This is a genomic window from Neotabrizicola paludis (assembly GCF_044142105.1).
Classification (GTDB): Bacteria; Pseudomonadota; Alphaproteobacteria; order Rhodobacterales; family Rhodobacteraceae; genus Pseudogemmobacter.
Map to the genome: position 1 here is coordinate 1 of NZ_JBGTYM010000030.1, position 1,080 is coordinate 1,080.

The 1,080-nt window shown below is 60.4% G+C and carries 2 protein-coding genes; both read right to left on the bottom strand.

What is annotated here, in order from left to right:
• Window positions 1-182 (bottom strand): hypothetical protein (locus ACED67_RS21630; RefSeq protein ID WP_395543813.1); only part of this gene is annotated, 182 nt, incomplete at its 3' end.
• On the bottom strand, window positions 179-1,080 hold a 902-nt coding region (locus ACED67_RS21635; protein ID WP_395543814.1), incomplete at its 5' end, for a helicase-related protein. The genes ACED67_RS21630 and ACED67_RS21635, both read right to left, overlap by 4 nt.

The following is a 1,080-nucleotide window of genomic DNA, read 5'->3' on the forward strand; positions in this document are numbered from 1 at the left end:
CCGCAACCAAATAATACAATACAGATCAATGCTTTACGCCCCGCCATCCAGCGGGGCTTTTTGCTGTCCAAACGGCGGGTCAACAATAGGTCAACAAACGGACGGAAACGGCGTGTGATTCCAGTGAGATAGTAGGCGGGCAGCGACAAGAACGCGCGAAAACCGCAGAAGAGCGCGTTCACTCGGGACGAAGACTGATCTGCAGTTGGGCCAGCGCCTCAGATGCAATTTCGTCCCTCACCTGATCGAGCAAAGCGAGGAGATCGTTCTGCCGCGGTTGCCCGAATGCCAGCCGATACAGCGCCACTGAACGGTTCAACCAGGAGAGCCGCGTCTCTTCACGGCTGAAGGGTAGCGACAGGATATGGCGCTCGACCTTGGTAGGGCCGTCGAGCACCCAGAAAGGCTCAAGATCGCCAGTCCGCCCAGCGTTTCCATGCGCAGCACTGAACATATCGGCCCAAGGATCAGTGTTCTGCCCGCCCAGCGCCGCCGGAGAATGTCCTGCGACCAGATTATGGCGCACAGCGTGGTTCTTGTAGCGATGCACCCGGCCTTCGCGTTGCTCCATATCGACCGGGTTGCCTGGCAGGTTCCAGTGGACGATCCGGTGGCAATAGGGATGAAAATCCAGACCTTCCTGCCCGACTGAGGTCGAGGCGAGGACAAAGGGCTTGAACGGCGAGTTGAAGGCTGTCCGGACAAGACCTGTCCGGTTCACGCCGGTCTCGTCTTCACCCTTCTGGGCCAAGCGCATGGCGAAGCGACCACGCAGAGTGATCGGGTGGGTCTGGACGATACGGCCACGCTGGAGCGCGTAGTGGTTCAGTTCGATCTGGGCCGGTCGCAAGGACAAGGCCGCGGCCATCCGTTCGGCGATGACCCCTATGGCTTTGACCGGCGGATGACCGACTTGGCCCTCGGCTTCCAATAAGACATGGTGAACTTGCCCGTGAAATGTGGAGAGCACCACCTGAGGGACCAGGAGGTGTTCTATGGGAAACGGGAACAGACCGACGCCGGAGTTTCGGCGTGAAGCGGTGCGGCTGGCACTGAGCAGCGGCCGGACGCGGCGGGAGA